The sequence below is a fragment of the Lysinibacillus sp. VIII_CA genome, assembly GCF_049943995.1.
GTDB classification, from domain to species: domain Bacteria; phylum Bacillota; class Bacilli; order Bacillales_A; family Planococcaceae; genus Lysinibacillus; species Lysinibacillus pinottii.
Genome location: NZ_JBNFXM010000010.1, coordinates 23,417 through 41,275 on the forward strand (window position 1 = coordinate 23,417; position 17,859 = coordinate 41,275).

A 17,859-nucleotide genomic window follows, 5' to 3' on the forward strand; every position below is an offset into this window, starting at 1 on the left:
ACTAAATAAGAACAAGTGTTCCTATCCGATACCAATTATTACATATCGGGAGGAAAAAAGCTATGAAAATTTGCAATAACACAATTTACAATATGGATTGCCTGGAAGGTATGAAATACATACCTGACAAATCGGTTGATATGATTCTATGTGATTTGCCATATGGAACAACAGCTTGTAAGTGGGATTCAATAATCCCATTTGATCTTTTATGGGAGCAGTATGAGCGAATAATCAAAGACAATGGGGCAATTGTTTTAACAGCAAGCCAGCCATTTACTAGCAAGCTAGTAGCGTCAAATTTTAAGTTATTCAGATATGAGTGGATTTGGAAGAAAGGCAATCATGTAACGGGGTTTCCTAATGCTAATCGAATGCCCATGAAAAATCACGAGAATGTATGTGTGTTTTATAAAAAACTACCTACTTACAATCCACAAGGTGTTGAGTTTGTTAAACCTAAAGTAGTTATTAGGAATTCACCAAAAATGCAAGTCTTGGGGAAAAATAATGAAACACTAAACAATAAGCATTATGTCGTAAAGAAAAAGAATTTCCCTAAGTCAGTTGTAGATTTTCCTCGAGATAGTGGCACATGGCACCCAACACAAAAGCCAATTGCATTATTTGAATATCTAGTACGCACTTATACAAATGAAGGTGATACGGTGTTAGACAATTGTATGGGTGGATTTACTACTGCAGTAGCATGTGACAATACAAAGCGGAAATGGGTTGGATTTGAATTAGAACCTGAATACTGTGAGAAGGGCAAAGATCGTGTTAATGAAAATCGAGAAATTTTAGGATTGTCACAAGTAGAAATTATAAAAGTTTAAAAGCTACAAGTCTTGTATGACTGTAGCTTTTTATTATGCATAGAGGAAGTGTTCTAATGGAAAAATGGATTGCTGCAGTAAGTGGAGCGATTGGCACAATAATTTCATATTCAGTTGATGGACTAGGAATGGCAGTGACGGTACTTATCGGTTTCATGGCAATTGATTATGCAACTGGCATCATGAGTGGAGTCGTCAATCAAAACTTAAACAGTCGTACAGGATTTAACGGTATCATACGCAAGATTTATTACTTAATGCTAGTGGGATCGGTTTATTTATTATCTGTTGTGATTCCTGGTATTGAGTATGCAGGGGATGGGGCAGCCATTGCATTTTGTGTATTGGAATTTATATCGATCACAGAAAATGGTACTAAAATGGGCTTGCCAATGCCTGACTTTGTAAAAAATATTTTAGCAATTGTGAAGGATAAAACAGGAGAGGGTGAGGTTAAATGACAAGCGTAACTCAAACATGCCGTGATTTAAGTGAATTATCCGCAGCTGCTCAAACAGCTTGTCGATTACTTTTTCAGGAATGCTTCAAAGCTGGAATTGTAGACATTTTTATCACAGAAACATATCGCAGCCAAGCACGCCAAAATTACTTATATGAGCAAGGTCGAACTAGACCAGGGCAAAAAGTTACATGGACACTCAAAAGTAATCATACATCACGTAGAGCCTGGGATATTGCTGTTGCGCCTCCAAGAAATTTATATGATATTTCAACTTTATCAAAGGTAGGTGCAATTGCTAAAAAACTAGGTATTGAGTGGGGTGGTTACTGGCAAGCAGGAAATTATGATGCTCCACACTTCGAGATTCCTTTAAATTGGGTTATGCCAAAAGGGTACAAGCTAGAAGGACAAGTAATTGTACCATCTAATAGCAAGATGAAAGTACAACTAATCGTTAAAGATAAACCAAAAGAAAAGGATGATGACACAATGAGATTTACCAACCCAACTACTGAAAATGCTGTACGTGATTACATTAAACAGGCTGTAGATAAAGGTAAGATTGATAAATCGTGGCTTGATAAATTTGATTCAGGAACTATGACAAGTGGGGATTTTGAAGGTTTAAAAATTATTATCTCCCAACGATAAAACTGATGCCCGTTACCAATTGAGGTAATGGGCTTTTTTTATTTCCACAAATTAATACTTGTCAAAATGCAAACATATGTTCTGAAATAATACAAACGAATGTTCTTATTTGAGAGGTGCGGAATGATGAAAGAACAACTAATTAAAGCTATGCGACGTGACCAATTATTAAATATGATGTACATGGCCAAAGATGGAACAGTGTCAAAAAGACGTATCAAGATTATTAAAATTGTTGGTAATTCGTTTCAAGCATATTGTTTTACAAGGCAAGCCAAACGAACATTTATGATTGATAGTGTGTTGGCGGTTGTTCCGGTCATCCACAAGGATCGTTCCGTTGTATGCTGAAACCTGAACAACGGAAACTTTTTCATAAATTTTTAATTCTAGAAATGGCAGTTCAATCATTACAACGTGACTTTTCTGTAATTGAAAATTTGAAAATGAGTAAAGTTTATTTATCAATCCTTGATAAGTTATTAAAAGACATAACACAGGATTACTACAATTCAAAAAGGTTGTTAGCAAAAGACAAGATAAGATTAGTAAAGGTAGAAAAGATAGATGAGTATTTTAGCGATATGCATATAGCTACAGCTGGTAATGATGTTGTGCTGCGCTACGCTAATATGGCTTTGAAAACTCAGGTAGAAAAATTATTAATTAGTCAGTTAGAGTGACCAGGTACGAGTATGAGTATCTGGTCTATGGTTTATAAAGTATTGGTACATTAAGTAAATTAAAGTATACTTTATAAATAAATACATATTAGGAGCGATGAAGCGATGGTTAAAGCCCTAAACTGCCCAAACTGTGCTGCAACTTTTAATCCTGAAGACTCTATATGTGAGTACTGTGGCAGTTACATCATCACATCAGAAGCAAAACAGTTAACATATGATTTAAATGAATTTAAACCAACCTATAAAAAAATCTTTTTCCATGAAATTGAGATGTGTGCAAATGAGCTGCCAATACGGTCAGGTATGGCGAATATCTATTATAGTGCAACAAAATCAGATGGTGGCCGTTTGCTATTAACAAATCAACGTCTTATTTTTTGTGCACATGCACTAAACATTAACCCTAAATTATATTGGGAAATTAGTTTGGAGGATGTAGATCGAGCTGAACTTGGCTTAAATCTTTTTATTTCACAAAGAATTAAGGTTTTTGATGTGAAAGGTAATGAAACAACTTTTGTTGTTTATGGCGGGAAAACGTGGCTAGAAGAAATAGGACGTTGTTTAATTTAAAAGAGATCCCAGGTGCTCAAATGAAATTGAGTACCTGGTCTTTTTTTGTACTTGCAAATTTATTCCCACAACATACAAAAAAACAGACAACCCTAATTAGTTATCTGTTACTTAATCTCAAACATTTCATTTAAATCGGTAATTTCTAGAGCTTGTAGAACTTTGGTGATATGTTCACGGTTAATTGAGGTTCTTCTATTAGTAGCGAGTTCACTAATTACTGTACGTGTTAATCCTGTCTTTTCTGCTAATTCCACTTGTGACATTCCTCGTTCATTTAACACTTCTTTTAATTTAACTTTTAGTTCCATGATTTCACCTCTTTAATTATATTCTCCTTAAATCCCATTATACACAAATCCATAAATTTAATAAATAATTTTTATTAAATACTTGAATTATTAAATTTAATAATCTATACTCAAATCAATAAATAATGAAATTTAATAATTTTATTTATGCGTGGAAATGAGGTGGAATACAAATGACATTCGAATACCTAGCACAATACATAACATTCGATTCAATAGCAGATATGGATAAGAGTGTGGAGGACCACATGGCTGTTCACTATTACGACTTAACAGAATCAGAAAGAGCCATCATTTACAAACTTGCATCACACAGCTTAGAACACACAGGTGTATGCCACTTGAAAGCGAGTACTATTGCTGCAGCATTAGAGATAAGCACAAAGACGGTTTATCGATCAATGAAGAAACTAGCAGGGTTAGGCATTATCGAAAAAGTACCAAGTACTAAATTAAACGGCATCAAAGGGGCTAGTATTTATCGCATTTTACCTTATGTCCCATCGAGCGTGTCCCAACGAGAGACAGTCGATGAAGCTAGTACTGACGAGGTTTGCCGTCCACAATCTGAAAACCAACCATCTAGTTCTTTTTATCTTTCTTCTTTTAAAACAAGCAATTTACAAGAAGTATATGAATCAGCACATGCTGAAAAAGAAGCTCGTAAGGAATACATGAATGAATATCAGGTGATGCTATTTGATTTCATGAATAGCTTGCCTTTAGCTGACAACTTGAAAGATGAGTTACACAAAGTTGTATTAGCTGCACAGGTTCAAAACACACCTGACTTTATAAAAGCTAAGAACGTGCTATTTAAAATTGCTATGGACATTAAAGAAGGTACTTTAACTATTGCAAGCACATTAAGAGCCGTATTCACAGGAGCATATAACAAGGCTGTAGGACGTTCGAAAGTGAAGCCTGACAAATCTTCATCTATAGAAGAAACTCCTGCTAAAGAACGTCCTGTGCCTTTCTATAACTGGCTGAATGAGCGTGATAGCCGTCCACAATCAATAAGTACTGCCTCATTGGATAACTGGTTGGAATGGTGATTTTTATGCCCATTCGTATACCCGATACTGTGCCTTATTTAATGCCATGTGAGAATTACATCGGGCATATGTGAGATGTTGTTGTATCAATGGTTTGCACTTCATTTTAGACTGCTCATTATATGCGATTCTTACTATGTAAGAGAACCGTGACGCTGATTAAGAAAGAAAGGGTGAAAGTGTGCTGTTTGAAATATTAACAACTGGATTGATGGGTGGAATTGCGTTAAAGGCATTTCAAAAACACAGGGGACTATCCTCAAATGATTCAGGGAAGATCCAACGCATTATGTCTTTGTCTGGATTAAATGTTCGAGATGGTAAAGATACATTAACCACGCAACTTGTTAAGAAAAAACAATATGAGTGGGGTTGGGAATATAAGTACAGGATTCCGCTTGGTCGCTCATTCAGTGATTACGAAGCTAAACTAAAGGTCTTTGAGGATGGGCTGAATAATCGTAGAAAGAATATTACCTTTAATGATTTACGACAACTGGATTTAAACAGAGACCTTCTTCTACAACTTCAACAATTGTGGAAGGCAAAGCTGACGGAGCAAAAAGAACTTGAATTGTCTTATGATGGTCTGTTAATTGTTCGAGTGTATGAAAAGCCATTAGCGAAGGAAGTGCCATATACTTCAGGCAAAGGTTGGCGTGTGCCAGTAGGCGTTACTAGGGCTATGAATGAGTTTAAGTATCATAACTTTGAAATGGTGCCACATGTAGTTTTAGGTGGTGCCACAAGGTATGGAAAGAGTAACTTCATTAATTCGACTATTTGCAGTCTGGTACAGTGTGTACCAGAGCACACCAACCTTTACCTAATTGATTTAAAAGGTGGAGTGGAACTGTGCGACTATGAAAATATTAAACAAACGATTTCCATTGCCTACGAACCACATGATGCCCTCCACACATTACAGTTGGCATATGATCAAATGCGGCATATACAACGTGAATTAAAGCGCATAGGAAAGAAGAATGTACAAGAGGCAGGGATAAAGGAACGTTACTTTGTTGTCATTGATGAAGTAGGCGAATTGAATGCAGCAGAAGCAGTGACGAAAGAAGAGAAACGATTAAAACTGGAATGCCAGACGCTTATGTCACAGATCGTACGACTAGGTGCAGGCTTAGGCTTTAGGCTAGTTGTAGCCACGCAGTATCCAGTAGGTGACGTCATCCCTAGACAAGTTAAGCAAAATGCTGATGCCAAGCTATGTTTTAGAGTGCAATCAGGAGTAGCTTCAAGGGTTGTACTGGATACAGAGGGTGCCGAGTCATTACCAATGATTAAAGGTCGCGCCATTTACCAAACAGCCGACAAAAGAGAAATACTTCAAACACCACTAATCACACCTCAAATTATCCACGATACTATTCAACCTCATATCATTACGAAAGGGGAGCGCGTTGAAGAAACAGCTATCCAGCCGAGACGAACAGATACTGTTACTTTTGAAGAAGTTTGATTTTATGACGCGTGATCAGCTTAGTCGGTATTTTAATTTAGGTAAAAAGCGAAATACAAATAGGGTCCTCCACAATTTATCCTGCTATCTATCATCCGTTCGGAATAGTTATGAAACAATTTATTACCTCAACAATTTAGGGCGACTGTATGTTGACTGTGACAAGATTCGCAGGAAAAATGCACATGTTCAACATACAATCATGCGAAACGAATTCTGGCTATTTTATAAGTGTCCGCATGACTGGAAGAATGAAGTCAAAATATCGGATAGCACCAATAGTATCGTTGTGGATAGCATGTTCTCACGAAATGGATTTCAACATTTTTTAGAGGTTGATAATATTCAAACGATGAAGGAAAATCGCGAAAAGATTAAAAGCTATAAGGAGCTCATGCCAAGCGTTGTGAAGCAATTAGGTTATTACCCAACACTTGTATGGCTAACAACAACAGAATTGCGTAGGCAACAGCTAGAAGCATCCTGTGGAGGGCTAAAGTGCAAGGTGTACACAATTAATGAAATTAGAGGGGGAATATAGATGTTTAAGAAACGTATTAAACCTGAAGTGGTACCGTTTAATGAATACACGGATTACAGTGATCGATTTGAAAGTGATGAAAAGTATGCAACTTTAAGACATGTAGCTTTGGCTGCATCAGTTCCAACATTAACAGCCATTGGCACTGGACTATTCATGTTCAATAAATTCAATAACACTTATTCCTCCGCAGCTATACCTGTAAGTGCACCAATACAACAAGCAATAGAACCAGTCACTGCACAAATACCATCCACACTATCCACAATCCCTGTTAATACAATACCTCAACATACTGGAATCATTGCTGATAAGTCTTTAGAAATATTAGCAACTGCTTTAGATCCTGTCGTTCAAATATTAGTAGCAATTAGTTTTCCTATAGCTTCAGTGATCATGGTAGGTGCATGTTTCTTCTTCATGCTTGGAAATTCTGAAAAAGCGTGGTCAATGATTATGAATGCTGGTTTAGGTTATGTATTGATAAACCTAAGTCCATTGTTTTTAGAAATCTTAAAGACAATAGGAGAGGCGATTTAATATAAAAAGTAGTGAATTAGAGGGAAAAATCCAAGGGGGTGAGACGTTGATATTAATAGGTTCCTACGCAATCATATTATTGTTTACTACTCCACAACCTAGAGTATGGAAACTCACGATTTTTGATCGCTCGTTACTCATAATGTATATCATCCTTTCAACTTCACATTACCTTGTGTTTCTTCTCATTTTAAATTATTTTGTAGTGTACTTATTTTAGATACGTGATTTATGATAACATAAACCTTTTAAAATCAATACTTTAAAGATTTTTTTATGCTTGTTTTTGTCCTCTTTTTTTAAAGGACTAATTGTTTCACTAGGGGGTAAACTATACTTATGTAAAAGTTGTTCAAGGATACTATTACTTGAACGGACCCTCATTATAGCTAATAATTAAAAGCTACATTCACAAGGACAACACCAACAATCTTTTTAAATAGAAAGAAATTAGACGACAACGTGAAAAAATGGTATGATTCGAAGAGGTACGTACATCTTGATTGAAGAAGGAGCGTTAAAAAATGGAACAAAATTTTGCGCGTATGATCGATCATACATTATTAAAGGCTGAGGCAACAAAAGAACAAATTGAAAAACTATGTGCAGAAGCGAAGCAATTTAATTTTGCCTCTGTATGTGTAAATCCGACTTGGGTGAAACACAGTAGTGAATTATTACAAGGATCAGACGTGTTAGTTTGTACGGTAATTGGATTCCCTCTTGGTGCCAATACACCAGCTGTGAAAGCATTTGAAGTAAAAGATGCAATTGCGAACGGTGCAAATGAGGTAGATATGGTCATTAATATTGGCGCATTGAAAGATAAAAATTATGACCTTGTACAAGCTGACATCGCTGCAGTTGTACAAGCAGCTAAAGGCAGCGCACTTGTAAAAGTCATCATTGAATCATGTTTATTAACAGATGAAGAAAAAGTAAAAGCATGTGAGCTTGCTGTGGCAGCTGGTGCTGATTATGTAAAAACATCTACTGGTTTTTCAACTGGTGGCGCAACGGCAGCAGATATTGCCCTAATGCGTAAAACAGTAGGTCCTGAACTTGGTGTTAAAGCCTCAGGCGGTGTTCGTAGCTTAGAGGATATGAAAAGCATGGTGGAAGCAGGAGCAACTCGTATTGGTGCAAGCTCTGGCGTAGCCATCATGAATGGTTTAATAGCAGATTCTAATTATTAATAATTTCTTTATGGATATTAAGCTACTAGCTCTGTAAGAAGCTAGTGGCTTTTTTGCATGTAGAATAATGCCTACTACCATCACATATACTCCACTGATGATTTTGAATATAGAAAGGAGGATGTCATGTTTACGCAGTATAAGTATTGGAAGCCCTATATTAGTCCCTTTGATCCCTGCAAGCCCATCGAAGTAAAGTATTATGCTACGCCACCACAATTATATATGGGCTTTCAACCACCTGGACTCCCCCAATTCCAAACCCCGAGAGAGACACTTAGGGCGGGAACACTATGGCCACAATTATTTAGCCCCTATCCATTTCCGATGAAAAGGAGGGAGAAAGCATGACTAAAAAGATGCCGCCCGAATTTTATACCTTACTTGAAGAAATACAGGCAATTGATTTCGTCATCGTTGAGTTAAATCTCTATTTAGATACACATCCACATGACTATACTGCTATTCAACAATTTAATGAAAACACCGAAAAAAGTATGAAGCTCAAAGTGAATTTTGAACAAAAGTTTGGACCATTAATGAATTTTGGAAGAAGTTATTCAGATTATCCTTTTAATTGGGTTGATACCCCATGGCCGTGGCAAGTATAACAAATCATTAGGAGGAATTTATTCTTGTGGTATTATGAAAAAAAACTTCAATACCCGGTAAAGGTTAGTACTTGTAACCCTATGCTTGCTAAGTTTTTAATTGAGCAATATGGAGGAGCTGACGGGGAATTAGCAGCAGCCCTTCGTTATATGAATCAACGCTATACGATTCCTGATAAAGTGGTTGGATTATTAACAGATATAGCGACTGAAGAGTTTTCCCATTTAGAAATGATTGCTACGATGATTTACAAGCTTACAAAAGATGCTACGCCAGAAATGCTAAAAGAAGCGGGATTAGGGGACCATTATGTAAATCATGACAGAGCTTTATTCTATCAAAATGCTTCTGGTGTGCCATTTACAGCAACTTATATTCAGGCAAAAGGGGACCCAATAGCAGATTTATATGAAGATATTGCGGCTGAGGAAAAGGCACGTGCCACCTATCAATGGATTATTGATTTATCTGATGATACCGATTTAAATGACAGTTTGAAGTTTTTACGTGAACGTGAAATTGTCCATTCTCAACGTTTTAGAGAGGCAGTAGAAATTTTAAAAGATGATAGGGATCAACAGAAGATTTTCTAAGAAAAAGTGGCTGGCTGTATCAAGGGGTCTTGAAACAGCCTTTTTTTGTTATTGTATGTTTGAAAAAAAAGCGAGATCTTTTCGATGACCAATCATCACTAAAATATCTTCCTGTTCCAAGTTTTGCTCAGGGGAAGGGGAAATAATGATGTCTCCTACTCGAACAATGGCAATAACACTAACGTTATATTTCGCACGCAAATCTAAATCTCGCAGATTTTGCCCAGCCATTTTTGAAGGGATCATAATTTCTTCTATACTATATTCCTTAGACAATTCGATATAATTCAGCATATTCGGAGACAATAGCTGATTTGCCACGCGCTCTCCCATATCTCGCTCGGGATAAATAATCCAATCAGCACCTACTTTATCCAAAACCTGCCCATGTCTTTTACCAAGGGCCTTAGCAATAATTTTTTTTATCCCTAGTTCTTTTAATAGAGATACCGTTAAAATACTTGACTGCATATCGTTACCTATAGCCACTATAACGCAATCAAAATTTCCTATACCAATAGAGGTTAAAGCTTTTTCTTCAGTTGTATCAGCTACTACAGCGTGGGTAACATAGGGTTCTGCATCCTCCACTCTTTCTTCGTTAATATCAATTCCTAAAATTTCCTGTCCAGCTTCGTGGAGCCTGCGGGCAACGCTTGTTCCGAATCTTCCTAGGCCAATAACTGCATATTGTTTAATAGCCATAGCTATAGCACACTCCTCTAATTTTGTTATCCAATCATAATATTACCTTTAGGATGTCGAAAGGCTTCTGTTTTTCGTCGTTTTGTAATAGCGAAAGCAATGGTTAATGGACCTAGTCTTCCAGCAAACATCGTTAAAATAATGAGAATTCTACCAGTAGGGGATAACTCAGGTGTCAACCCCATCGAAAGACCGACAGTACCAAATGCAGAGGTTGCTTCAAATAAATACATCATGAAACTATGACGTTGTTCAGTAATGCTAAGAATGATTGTCACCACAACAACGATAAGTACGCCACACATTGTGACAGTCAAAGCCTTTAAGATAGTCTCAGTGACAATTCTACGTTTAAATAAAACAACATCTTCTTTTCCCCGGATTTGTGACCACATTGTAGCAACTAATACTGCGAAAGTTGTTATTTTTATACCACCTGCAGTGGAACCAGATCCAGCTCCAATAAACATTAAGAGAATTATTAAAAATAATGTAGAATGTGTTAAGTCACCGATAGCCAGTGTATTGGAACCTGCTGTTCTTGGTGTAACAGCTTGGTAAAAAGAACCTAATACTTTGCCCCATTCAGTTAAAGGACCAAGTGTTTTATCATTTCCAAATTCAAACAAAAATATCAAAATTGTAGCGCTTACCGTTAAAATAATTGTAGACGCTAAAACAATTTTTGTATGAACGGAAAGTCTTTTAGTAACTCGATATTCATATAGTTCATTCATGACAATAAACCCCAAGCCTCCAATTGTAATGAGCGCGCAAATTGTTAAAACGACGAATGGGTCATCTACATAAGCTGTCATTCCATTAAATCCGCCCATTAAATCAAAACCTGCATTATTGAAATTAGAAATTGCATGAAAAAAGCCAAAATATACAGCTTTTCCTATAGGCATATCAAAAGAAAAACGAATCGATAAAATAAGACCACCAATTATTTCAATCAATGCTGTAAAGAGCAGTATTCTCTTTACTAATTTAACAAGACCAGCAATGGAAATATTATTAAATGCTTCCTTAAGCAAAAGTCTTTCTTTTAAAGATATTTTTTTCCCGAGTAGTAAAAATAACAATGTTGCAAATGTCATGAATCCTAAACCACCAATTTGGATTAGGCATAAAATGACTACTTCTCCGAAAACTGAAAATGTATCACCTGTATCGACAACAATTAATCCCGTTACACAAGTTGCTGATGTAGCGGTGAATAATGCATCTAAAAACGAAAGTCCTTTTCCATCTTCTGTAGAAAGAGGCATCGTTAAAAGAAAAGTCCCGATGATAATAATAAGTGCAAAGCCAAGTACAAGAATTTTGGGAGGATTTAATGTGTTTCTAAAAGTGTTCATCTTGTTCTCCTCTATAGATGTTAAATTACTTGATTTTAAATATGCATAAAAAAAGACCAACTAAAAAAGCATGTAAAGAATAGGAGAAAACATGCTAATAGGTGGTCGAATAGGACCTCCTTCGCTTTAGCCGACGAAGTTAGCTGACGGGTAGGATGGCGAAAGAGTTTCTCATCCTTTCTGCATGTGCAGAATTAACCCCAATATATTGGGTCCTCCGTTCTCAATGTTTGAGATTTGGCCAGTATTAAATTGAATGTGATTATTCTACGCCCATATTCTATTTTTTGTAAACCCCTATATGAATAGAAAAATACAATTATTTTTTTATTGGGAGCCAAATTTGCTCTTCGAATTCCAATTAGAAATAAAACCAAAAATTCACTTGATATTTTCGCACACTTTCTATTGACCATTATTAGACAATACGATATAATTTTTTAGTACACAACAGAAGGTGATTTGCCTAAATTGTGTATTGACGTGTGTTCGGAGGGAGGGAAAGAGAGATGTCAAAAACTGTCGTTCGCAAAAACGAATCGCTTGAAGATGCTCTTCGCCGCTTCAAACGTACTGTATCAAAAAGTGGTACAATTCAAGAAGTTAGAAAGCGCGAGTTCTACGAAAAACCTAGCGTAAAACGTAAAAAGAAATCAGAAGCTGCACGTAAACGTAAGTGGTAATTTAATTTCCCATTAAAAATCCCTACGTTCATAACACGCAATCGTATGATTCACTGAGCAGACAAAGATATACCTGGAATTAATTACAGATGTAATTAATTTCAGGTATTTTACATTGCTCGATTTACGTACATATGAAAAAGCCGGATGGATATCAACTAGATTCATTCGGCTTTTTTGTGTAATACTAAGTTGTAAGCAACATGTACAAATAGTCGAAATAATTTTTCAGATATGTGAAACTTTTTACATGTTTGACCGTATATACAGAGGAGAAGCATGTTAGAAGGGAGGGAAAAAGGTGCGAAAACGGAGAATCCTTAGCTATTTACTAGTAATATGGATGACTTTTTTGTTAGCGTTTCCATTAACTTCGGCGTTTGCAAGCAGTAAGGTCTACCACGTTCCTATTCATAATGAAGTAGAGCGAGGGCTTCACGCATTTTTAGAACGAGCTTTTAATGAGGCTAAAGAAAACAATGCGAAAGCGATTATCTTAGATATACATACGCCTGGCGGATTTGTAAATGCAGCAAGTGATATCGCCATGCTTATGGATGCAACGGATATATGGACAATTGCTTTTATTAATAAGGATGCCCATTCAGCAGGAGCTTTTTTAGCCTTACACGCGGATGAAATCTACATGGTGCCCAATGGAACAATCGGTGCTGCAGCGGTTATCGATTCAGCGGGTAATACAGCTGATTTGAAAGCAAATAGTGCGTGGCTTGCTCAAATGTCAGCAGCAGCAGAGACATCTGGTCGAGATCCAAAGTATGCTTTAGCAATGGCTGATTCCAATTATGAATTGCCAGAGTATCGTGCGGAGGGAAAAAATTTATTAACGCTTTCAGCATCGGAGGCATTAAAGGTCAAATACTCAGAGGGTACCGTGAAAAATTTTCAGGAACTTTTAGAGAAAAAAGACTTACAAGATCGTGATGTCGTTTCAATCGAACCAACATTCTCTGAGAAATTAGCTCGGTTTATTACAAATCCAATTATTGTTCCAATTTTATTATCCATTGCAAGTCTAGGTCTTGTCATGGAGCTCTATTCGCCAGGATTTGGCGTTCCGGGTATAATGGGATTATCAGCGCTTGGTTTATTTTTCTTTGGACATATGGTTGCGGGCTTTGCTGGCTATGAATCCTTATTGTTATTGATTATTGGTTTAGCACTTGTAGTGGCAGAGTTTTTTGTTCCTGGTGGAATTGTCGGTATTTTAGGTGGTGTGCTCATAATACTAAGTTTATTACTGGCAGGTGCAAATATTATGCAAATGATAATAGCAATTCTCATTGCGCTTGTAATAGCGATTATAGGAATGGTGATTCTGATGAAATTTTTCGGGAAAAAACTGCATGTCTTAAACAGGCTGGTGTTAATGGATGCAACTACGACAGAAGAGGGCTATGTCTCCAACGTCAATCGCACAGAATTGTTAGGAAAAGTAGGGACTACACTTACTCCTTTACGTCCAGCGGGTACAATGGTTCTTGACAGTGAACGCATTGATGTTGTATCAGAGGGTGGCTATGTCGATGCAAATAAACATGTAGAAATTATTAAAGTTGAAGGCTCACGTATTGTCGTGAGACAAACAAAAAAAGAGATGGAGGAATAGGAAATGGGTTTTGATTTAGCATTAATTGGTCCTATAGCTGGACTGGTTATTTTATTTATTGTACTAGCGGTATTCTTTACCTTTGTACCAGTAGCACTATGGATTTCTGCACTGGCTGCAGGCGTCCGTGTTAGTATTTTCACATTAATTGGGATGCGCTTACGTCGTGTAATTCCGTCTCGAATTGTAAATCCATTGATTAAAGCACATAAAGCAGGTTTACCTGTAACGATAAACCAGCTTGAAAGTCACTATTTAGCTGGTGGTAATGTAGACCGAGTTGTCAATGCATTAATTGCTGCACACCGTGCGAATATTGAATTATCCTTTGAGCGCTGTGCTGCAATTGATTTAGCTGGGCGAGATGTACTTGAAGCAGTTCAAATGTCTGTAAACCCAAAAGTGATTGAAACACCATTTATTTCAGGTGTAGCAATGAACGGGATTGAGGTAAAGGCTAAAGCGCGTATTACCGTACGTGCCAACATTGAGCGTTTAGTTGGTGGTGCTGGTGAAGAAACTGTTATTGCCCGTGTAGGGGAAGGGATCGTTTCTACAATTGGTTCAGCAACTAGCCATACGGAAGTATTAGAAAATCCGGATATGATTTCACAAACCGTTTTATCAAAAGGTTTGGATTCTGGAACAGCCTTTGAAATCTTATCCATTGATATTGCTGATGTAGATATCGGTAAAAACATTGGGGCAGAATTACAAATTGAACAAGCGCAAGCAGATAAAAACATTGCTCAAGCAAAGGCTGAGGAACGTCGTGCAATGGCTGTAGCGAATGAGCAAGAGATGATTGCCCGCGTCCAAGAGATGAAAGCGAAAGTAGTAGAAGCAGAAGCAGAAGTACCTCAAGCGATGGCAGAAGCATTACGCTCAGGTAATCTTGGCATAATGGATTATATGAACTATCGTAATATTCAAGCTGATACGGCTATGCGTGATTCCATTTCAAAAGTAAGTAACGATAAACCAGAAACAAACGAACCAAATGTTTAAAAACGGAAAGGAGCAGAACTAACAAATGGAACAATTAATTATTATTGCAATAATTGCCATAGTCAGCTCTATTTTCGGAAAATCAAAAAATAAAAAACCACAAAAATCAATGCCTCCTTTTAATAATAAGGACACACGTGTAGAGTCACCTGTGCTTGAAGAAACTCCACAGCATCATCAAAAACCACAAAGTTTTGAAGATTTTGCTCGAGAATTTATAGGGGATTGGATTCCGGAAAATGAAAAGGTTCAAGAGACTAAGAAATTGGTTGAGGAACAAGTGACGAAGGAAGTCCCAAGCTATGTTGCGCCACCTGTCATTCCAGCGGATGTGCCAAAGCGCTCGTTTATCCGAGAGCAAAAAGGACGATTAGCAGCTGGGAAAGAAGAAGTGAAAGTAACTGGGACACATTCTCCTTTTCAAGTCCCGCAATCTAAAAATGCTCTCATGCAGGCTGTGGTAATGGCTGAAATATTAGGCCCTCCAAAAGCAAAAAGAAAATAACTAGCATGTCCTCCTTTTTCGATGCATATATTGCCGAAGAAGGAGGCATTTTTTTATGAAAAAATTATTTCAATTAACGCCACTACTTGAATTGTCAGAATATGAATCATTAAAAATTATTGGACCTTACCGTTTTATTCATGCAGATGCAACGACCTGTTCGTTTGCTTATGCAGATTATCATATTACTGTTACGGCTGATTTGGTGAAAATTCATGCACTAAAAGAAGAAATGCTTCATCTCTCTGTTGAAAACTTACAAGAGATTCATATGAAAATGACAAAGAATATGGGTGTGAGTTAAAATGTGGAATAATCGGCCAATCATTATACGTATAAAGCGCCATGAAAATGTTCATCCTTTTATTCAAGCATTGCACGCACAACATGTTCCTTTAAAGCGTGTCGTCTTTAGAGAACAAGAGGTTTCGTTTGAAACAACGATGCATCATTTACCTAAAATTCGTCGTATACGAAGAGGCTTTCGCTTGAAAATGGCTGTATTTTACGCCGATGAGCAGCAAGTTTTTCGAGCTCAGGTTTGGACTTTGCTTGGTCTGGCTTTAATGATTGCCATTCCAATACTTGGTGCGCAGGTGATTTGGAAGGTAGACATTGAAGCAGCAACACCAGAACTGGAGCAGCGCCTAGGTAAAACGTTTCATGATACCTTTCAAATAGAAACACCGCTTTCTAAAAAAAATTTACCGTCTAATACGGTTATTCGCCAAAAGCTGTTAGAACAGCATCTAGAGCTCTCGTGGGTGCATATTGAAAAAAATGGAGGGCGAGTTGTACTAAGGCCACAGGAATCGCCTAAACAAACGAAGCAGGCAAATGAAAAATTAGCGTCGCAATTAGTAGCAACCAAAAGTGGTATTATTACTCACTTTGATATCCAAAATGGCGAGCGGAAAATTTCAGTGAATGATACAGCCTATGAGGGGGATGTTCTTGTTAGTGGCGTGATTGAAAGTGGAGCGGATTATGTTTTTGTCGGCGCAAAGGGCGAGGTTTTTGCAGATTATTGGCTTGAATGTACCTTTAAAATTCCTACAAAAATTACAATGGAAACATTGCAACAAAAGCAATGGCGCGTTTTGGTGAAAGGTATTCATCAAGAAAAGGTTGATTATGTGCAAAAAAAGGATTTACCGAATTGGCTAGACCCTTATGTTTCAATTGTAGAGGAGCAGCAAACGAAAACGATGCAGGTGGAGCTTGATGAATCGAAAATCGAGTCTTTACTTATCCCGCTTCTTCATGAAAAAGTAATACGTTCGTTACCTGCCAAATCAATCATCAAAAAAGAAAACCTTTTACAGGCAAAGTGGGGTAATGGTACAGTTGAAGGGAAAGTTCTATTTTTAGTCAATGAAAACATTGCAAGTCCAATACATGGCCTACAAGGAGAATGATTATGTCAGAACAGTTAACTGTATTACAAGTGGATAATCCAAACGAAGCGGTTATGCTACTCGGAATTTCCGATGCAAATATGAAGCTAGTTGAGGAAGCACTTAATGTTCATATCATTACCCGTGGTGAACAAATTCAACTTGCGGGTGAAGAAAGTGCTAAGGAACAGGCAACATTTCTGCTGCATGCATTATTGAAGGTCATTCGCAAAGGAATTAATATTGATCAACGTGATGTAACGACAGCTATTGAAATGACTCAAAAAGGTACCATTGAATATTTCGCAGAGCTTTATGATGAAGAAATAGCACGCACGACCAAAGGTAAACCCATTCGTGCAAAAACAATTGGTCAACGAGAATACATACAAGCAATCCGTCATAAAGACGTTGTTTTTGGTATTGGTCCAGCCGGTACTGGGAAAACGTATTTAGCGGTAGTCATGGCAACGCAGGCACTTAAAAATGGGCATGTCAAGCGTATTATTTTAACTCGTCCTGCTGTTGAAGCAGGAGAGTCTCTAGGGTTCCTGCCAGGTGATTTAAAGGAAAAGGTAGATCCTTATTTAAGACCTCTCTATGATGCCTTAAATGATATCTACGGGGCTGAACAGACGCAACGATTAATTGAGCGCGGGACCATTGAAATTGCACCATTGGCTTACATGCGTGGCCGTACACTAGATGATGCTTTTGTTATATTAGATGAAGCACAAAATACAACTCATCAACAAATGAAAATGTTCTTAACACGACTAGGCTTTGGTTCGAAAATGGTCATCACAGGTGATAAAACACAAATCGATTTGCCTAAAAATACGGAGTCTGGCTTAATCGTGGCAGAACGCACATTAAAATATGTAAAATCGATTCATTTCCAAGTGTTAGAACAAGGTGATGTCGTCCGCCACCCAATAGTAGCCAAAATCATCCAAGCCTACGAAGAACAGCAACTTTAGAATGGCAAAGCCATTCTAAAGTCTGCCCCGAAAGCGAAGCGACAGGG

At 37.3% G+C, this 17,859-nt stretch carries 24 protein-coding genes and 1 riboswitch; of the genes, 21 read left to right on the forward strand and 3 right to left on the reverse strand.

Annotated features, from left to right (window positions below; genetic code table 11):
* Positions 1-62 precede the first annotated feature (62 nt).
* The 6 genes from ACP3VS_RS14400 to ACP3VS_RS14425 all read left to right on the forward strand — a co-directional run bounded on the left by ACP3VS_RS14400 (position 63) and on the right by ACP3VS_RS14425 (position 3,212).
* The gene (locus ACP3VS_RS14400) at positions 63-839 is read left to right on the forward strand and encodes a DNA-methyltransferase (protein WP_207889419.1); all 777 of its coding nucleotides are present in this window, start codon (positions 63-65) and stop codon (positions 837-839) included.
* A gap of 56 nt (positions 840-895) precedes the next feature.
* On the forward strand, positions 896-1,300 hold the full coding sequence (locus tag ACP3VS_RS14405) for a phage holin family protein (RefSeq protein WP_036217002.1): 405 nt from the start codon (positions 896-898) through the stop codon (positions 1,298-1,300).
* The gene (locus ACP3VS_RS14410) at positions 1,297-1,953 is read left to right on the forward strand and encodes a M15 family metallopeptidase (RefSeq protein ID WP_426389046.1); all 657 of its coding nucleotides are present in this window, start codon (positions 1,297-1,299) and stop codon (positions 1,951-1,953) included. Before ACP3VS_RS14405 ends, ACP3VS_RS14410 begins: the two co-directional genes overlap by 4 nt.
* Positions 1,954-2,079: 126 nt before the next feature.
* Positions 2,080-2,304: a transcriptional regulator gene (locus ACP3VS_RS14415; RefSeq protein WP_426389048.1), complete on the forward strand. Its 225-nt coding sequence runs from the start codon at positions 2,080-2,082 to the stop codon at positions 2,302-2,304.
* Positions 2,298-2,636 (forward strand): aconitate hydratase, encoded by a 339-nt coding sequence (locus ACP3VS_RS14420; protein WP_426389049.1) that lies wholly within the window; start codon positions 2,298-2,300, stop codon positions 2,634-2,636. The genes ACP3VS_RS14415 and ACP3VS_RS14420 overlap by 7 nt, the downstream gene beginning before the upstream one ends.
* A 105-nt stretch (positions 2,637-2,741) precedes the next feature.
* Positions 2,742-3,212 carry a hypothetical protein gene (locus ACP3VS_RS14425; protein WP_426389051.1) on the forward strand — a complete coding sequence of 157 codons (471 nt, stop codon included), beginning with the start codon at positions 2,742-2,744 and terminating at the stop codon, positions 3,210-3,212.
* A gap of 107 nt (positions 3,213-3,319) precedes the next feature.
* Here the strand turns inward: ACP3VS_RS14425 and ACP3VS_RS14430 are convergent, their stop codons facing one another.
* A complete protein-coding gene (locus tag ACP3VS_RS14430) occupies positions 3,320-3,523 on the reverse strand; it encodes a helix-turn-helix domain-containing protein (RefSeq protein WP_036123276.1) in 204 nt (67 codons plus the stop codon).
* Between the two features lie 173 nt (positions 3,524-3,696).
* On the opposite strand from ACP3VS_RS14430, the gene ACP3VS_RS14435 reads away from it, so the two are divergent.
* The 8 genes from ACP3VS_RS14435 (at position 3,697) to ACP3VS_RS14470 (ending at position 9,540) form a co-directional block, all read left to right on the forward strand.
* The gene (locus ACP3VS_RS14435) at positions 3,697-4,581 is read left to right on the forward strand and encodes a helix-turn-helix domain-containing protein (protein WP_426389053.1); all 885 of its coding nucleotides are present in this window, start codon (positions 3,697-3,699) and stop codon (positions 4,579-4,581) included.
* Positions 4,582-4,762: 181 nt separating this feature from the next.
* Entirely contained in the window at positions 4,763-6,058 is a 1,296-nt protein-coding gene (locus tag ACP3VS_RS14440; RefSeq protein WP_426389055.1) for an FtsK/SpoIIIE domain-containing protein, read from the forward strand.
* Between the two features lie 4 nt (positions 6,059-6,062).
* Positions 6,063-6,599 (forward strand): replication-relaxation family protein, encoded by a 537-nt coding sequence (locus tag ACP3VS_RS14445; protein ID WP_426389057.1) that lies wholly within the window; start codon positions 6,063-6,065, stop codon positions 6,597-6,599.
* On the forward strand, positions 6,600-7,139 hold the full coding sequence (locus ACP3VS_RS14450) for a hypothetical protein (protein WP_426389059.1): 540 nt from the start codon (positions 6,600-6,602) through the stop codon (positions 7,137-7,139). It begins immediately after the preceding gene.
* A gap of 524 nt (positions 7,140-7,663) precedes the next feature.
* Positions 7,664-8,335 carry a deoxyribose-phosphate aldolase gene (gene deoC, locus ACP3VS_RS14455; RefSeq protein ID WP_012295263.1) on the forward strand — a complete coding sequence of 224 codons (672 nt, stop codon included), beginning with the start codon at positions 7,664-7,666 and terminating at the stop codon, positions 8,333-8,335.
* A gap of 126 nt (positions 8,336-8,461) precedes the next feature.
* On the forward strand, positions 8,462-8,686 hold the full coding sequence (locus ACP3VS_RS14460) for a spore coat associated protein CotJA (protein ID WP_031417042.1): 225 nt from the start codon (positions 8,462-8,464) through the stop codon (positions 8,684-8,686).
* Positions 8,683-8,946, forward strand: a complete 264-nt coding sequence (locus ACP3VS_RS14465) for a spore coat protein CotJB (RefSeq protein ID WP_144787431.1) — start codon at positions 8,683-8,685, stop codon at positions 8,944-8,946. The genes ACP3VS_RS14460 and ACP3VS_RS14465 overlap by 4 nt, the downstream gene beginning before the upstream one ends.
* Before the next feature lie 24 nt (positions 8,947-8,970).
* A complete protein-coding gene (locus tag ACP3VS_RS14470) occupies positions 8,971-9,540 on the forward strand; it encodes a manganese catalase family protein (protein ID WP_031417041.1) in 570 nt (189 codons plus the stop codon).
* 48 nt (positions 9,541-9,588) lie between these two features.
* On the opposite strand, the gene ACP3VS_RS14475 is transcribed toward ACP3VS_RS14470, so the two are convergent.
* A complete protein-coding gene (locus tag ACP3VS_RS14475) occupies positions 9,589-10,245 on the reverse strand; it encodes a potassium channel family protein (RefSeq protein ID WP_012295261.1) in 657 nt (218 codons plus the stop codon).
* Positions 10,246-10,271: 26 nt separating this feature from the next.
* Entirely contained in the window at positions 10,272-11,609 is a 1,338-nt protein-coding gene (locus ACP3VS_RS14480) for a TrkH family potassium uptake protein (protein WP_036164226.1), read from the reverse strand.
* 113 nt (positions 11,610-11,722) lie between these two features.
* A riboswitch (cyclic di-AMP (ydaO/yuaA leader) is annotated at positions 11,723-11,862 on the reverse strand.
* A 256-nt stretch (positions 11,863-12,118) separates the two neighbouring features.
* Here ACP3VS_RS14480 and rpsU point away from each other — a divergent pair.
* The 7 genes from rpsU (at position 12,119) to ACP3VS_RS14515 (ending at position 17,812) form a co-directional block, all read left to right on the forward strand.
* Positions 12,119-12,292 carry a 30S ribosomal protein S21 gene (gene rpsU, locus ACP3VS_RS14485; protein ID WP_004227078.1) on the forward strand — a complete coding sequence of 58 codons (174 nt, stop codon included), beginning with the start codon at positions 12,119-12,121 and terminating at the stop codon, positions 12,290-12,292.
* A 301-nt stretch (positions 12,293-12,593) separates the two neighbouring features.
* Entirely contained in the window at positions 12,594-13,922 is a 1,329-nt protein-coding gene (locus tag ACP3VS_RS14490) for an NfeD family protein (protein ID WP_031417037.1), read from the forward strand.
* Between the two features lie 3 nt (positions 13,923-13,925).
* The gene (gene floA / locus ACP3VS_RS14495) at positions 13,926-14,930 is read left to right on the forward strand and encodes a flotillin-like protein FloA (RefSeq protein ID WP_008179446.1); all 1,005 of its coding nucleotides are present in this window, start codon (positions 13,926-13,928) and stop codon (positions 14,928-14,930) included.
* 25 nt (positions 14,931-14,955) lie between these two features.
* The gene (locus ACP3VS_RS14500; RefSeq protein ID WP_426389065.1) at positions 14,956-15,435 is read left to right on the forward strand and encodes a hypothetical protein; all 480 of its coding nucleotides are present in this window, start codon (positions 14,956-14,958) and stop codon (positions 15,433-15,435) included.
* A gap of 55 nt (positions 15,436-15,490) precedes the next feature.
* Positions 15,491-15,739 carry a hypothetical protein gene (locus tag ACP3VS_RS14505; protein WP_012295256.1) on the forward strand — a complete coding sequence of 83 codons (249 nt, stop codon included), beginning with the start codon at positions 15,491-15,493 and terminating at the stop codon, positions 15,737-15,739.
* A 1-nt stretch (position 15,740) separates the two neighbouring features.
* Positions 15,741-16,853 carry a sporulation protein YqfD gene (locus ACP3VS_RS14510; protein WP_426389067.1) on the forward strand — a complete coding sequence of 371 codons (1,113 nt, stop codon included), beginning with the start codon at positions 15,741-15,743 and terminating at the stop codon, positions 16,851-16,853.
* A 2-nt stretch (positions 16,854-16,855) separates the two neighbouring features.
* Positions 16,856-17,812, forward strand: a complete 957-nt coding sequence (locus ACP3VS_RS14515; protein WP_031417032.1) for a PhoH family protein — start codon at positions 16,856-16,858, stop codon at positions 17,810-17,812.
* Positions 17,813-17,859: the final 47 nt, after the last annotated feature.